The sequence below is a fragment of the Streptomyces sp. NPDC096105 genome (assembly GCF_044763335.1).
Classification (GTDB): domain Bacteria; phylum Actinomycetota; class Actinomycetes; order Streptomycetales; family Streptomycetaceae; genus Streptomyces.
Window position 1 is genome coordinate 1,964 of sequence record NZ_JBIWGC010000047.1, and the last position, 2,945, is coordinate 4,908.

At 57.5% G+C, this 2,945-nt stretch carries 1 rRNA gene; it reads left to right on the forward strand.

The features are described 5' to 3' along the window. Nucleotides 1–92 precede the first annotated feature (92 nt). A 23S ribosomal RNA gene (locus ACIQ8B_RS32845) occupies nt 93–2,945 on the forward strand; the annotation flags it as partial.

Here is a 2,945-nt window from a genome sequence, read left to right on the forward strand (position 1 = left end):
AGTTGCCGGCCCCAGTGCACTCGAGCGTTTTGTTCGGGGTGATGGGTGGTTGGTCGTTGTTTGAGAACTGCACAGTGGACGCGAGCATCTGTGGCCAAGTTTTTAAGGGCGCACGGTGGATGCCTTGGCACCAGGAACCGATGAAGGACGTGGGAGGCCACGATAGGCCCCGGGGAGTCGTCAACCAGGCTTTGATCCGGGGGTGTCCGAATGGGGAAACCCGGCAGTCGTCATGGGCTGTCACCCGCTGCTGAACACATAGGCAGTGTGGAGGGAACGCGGGGAAGTGAAACATCTCAGTACCCGCAGGAAGAGAAAACAACCGTGATTCCGGGAGTAGTGGCGAGCGAAACCGGATGAGGCTAAACCTACGACGTGTGAGACCCGGCAGGGGTTGCGTCGTGGGGGTTGTGGGATCTCTCTTCTGTTGTCTGCCGGCGACAGGACGAGTCAGAAACCGTTGATGTAGGCGAAGGACATGCGAAAGGTCCGGCGTAGAGGGTAAGACCCCCGTAGTCGAAACGTCAGCGGCTCGTTTGAGAGACACCCAAGTAGCACGGGGCCCGAGAAATCCCGTGTGAATCTGGCGGGACCACCCGCTAAGCCTAAATATTCCCTGGTGACCGATAGCGGATAGTACCGTGAGGGAATGGTGAAAAGTACCCCGGGAGGGGAGTGAAATAGTACCTGAAACCGTGTGCCTACAAGCCGTGGGAGCGTCGCGTTGAGTGCTTGCGCTCAACGTCGTGACTGCGTGCCTTTTGAAGAATGAGCCTGCGAGTTTGCGGTGTGTTGCGAGGTTAACCCGGGTGGGGAAGCCGTAGCGAAAGCGAGTCCGAACAGGGCGCTGTAGTAGCACGCTCAAGACCCGAAGCGGAGTGATCTAGCCATGGGCAGGTTGAAGCGGAGGTAAGACTTCGTGGAGGACCGAACCCACCAGGGTTGAAAACCTGGGGGATGACCTGTGGTTAGGGGTGAAAGGCCAATCAAACTCCGTGATAGCTGGTTCTCCCCGAAATGCATTTAGGTGCAGCGTCGTGTGTTTCTTGCCGGAGGTAGAGCACTGGATAGGCGATGGGCCCTACCGGGTTACTGACCTTAGCCAAACTCCGAATGCCGGTAAGTGAGAGCGCGGCAGTGAGACTGTGGGGGATAAGCTCCATGGTCGAGAGGGAAACAGCCCAGAGCATCGACTAAGGCCCCTAAGCGTACGCTAAGTGGGAAAGGATGTGGAGTCGCAGAGACAACCAGGAGGTTGGCTTAGAAGCAGCCACCCTTGAAAGAGTGCGTAATAGCTCACTGGTCTAGTGATTCCGCGCCGACAATGTAGCGGGGCTCAAGCGTACCGCCGAAGTCGTGTCAATCCAGCAGATAGCCCCAACGGGTGCTGGGTTGGGTAGGGGAGCGTCGTCTGCCGGGTGAAGCAGCCGCGTAAGCGAGTTGTGGACGGTTGACGAGTGAGAATGCAGGCATGAGTAGCGATTCACACGTGAGAAACGTGTGCGCCGATTGACTAAGGGTTCCTGGGTCAAGCTGATCTGCCCAGGGTAAGTCGGGACCTAAGGCGAGGCCGACAGGCGTAGTCGATGGATAACCGGTTGATATTCCGGTACCCGCTGTGGAGCGTCAAACATCGAATCCAGTGATGCTAAGCCCGTGAAGCCGCCGGCTGAGTCTTCGGACGAGGTCGGAGTGGTGGAGCCGGTGACCCGAGCTGGTAGTAGGTGAGTGATGGGGTGACGCAGGAAGGTAGTCCATCCCGGGCGGTGGTTGTCCCGGGGTAAGGGTGTAGGACGTCAGGTAGGCAAATCCGCCTGGCATATAGTCTGAGACCTGATGCCGAGCCGATTGTGGTGAAGTGGATGATCCTATGCTGTCGAGAAAAGCCTCTAGCGAGTTTCATGGCGGCCCGTACCCTAAACCGACTCAGGTGGTCAGGTAGAGAATACCGAGGCGTTCGGGTGAACTATGGTTAAGGAACTCGGCAAAATGCCCCCGTAACTTCGGGAGAAGGGGGGCCACACCTGGTGAGGGGCTTTACGCTCTGAGCTGGGGGTGGCCGCAGAGACCAGCGAGAAGCGACTGTTTACTAAAAACACAGGTCCGTGCGAAGCCGTAAGGCGATGTATACGGACTGACGCCTGCCCGGTGCTGGAACGTTAAGGGGACCGGTTAGCTCACTTTCGGGTGGGCGAAGCTGAGAACTTAAGCGCCAGTAAACGGCGGTGGTAACTATAACCATCCTAAGGTAGCGAAATTCCTTGTCGGGTAAGTTCCGACCTGCACGAATGGCGTAACGACTTCTCGACTGTCTCAACCATAGGCCCGGTGAAATTGCACTACGAGTAAAGATGCTCGTTTCGCGCAGCAGGACGGAAAGACCCCGGGACCTTTACTACAGTTTGATATTGGTGTTCGGTTCGGCTTGTGTAGGATAGCTGGGAGACTGTGAAGCCTGGACGCCAGTTCGGGTGGAGTCGTCGTTGAAATACCAGTCTGGTCGTGCTGGATGTCTAACCTGGGTCCGTGATCCGGATCAGGGACAGTGTCTGATGGGTAGTTTAACTGGGGCGGTTGCCTCCTAAAGGGTAACGGAGGCGCCCAAAGGTTCCCTCAGCCTGGTTGGCAATCAGGTGTTGAGTGTAAGTGCACAAGGGAGCTTGACTGTGAGACCGACGGGTCGAGCAGGGACGAAAGTCGGGACTAGTGATCCGGCGGTGGCTTGTGGAAGCGCCGTCGCTCAACGGATAAAAGGTACCCCGGGGATAACAGGCTGATCTTCCCCAAGAGTCCATATCGACGGGATGGTTTGGCACCTCGATGTCGGCTCGTCGCATCCTGGGGCTGGAGTCGGTCCCAAGGGTTGGGCTGTTCGCCCATTAAAGCGGTACGCGAGCTGGGTTTAGAACGTCGTGAGACAGTTCGGTCCCTATCCGCTGTGCGCG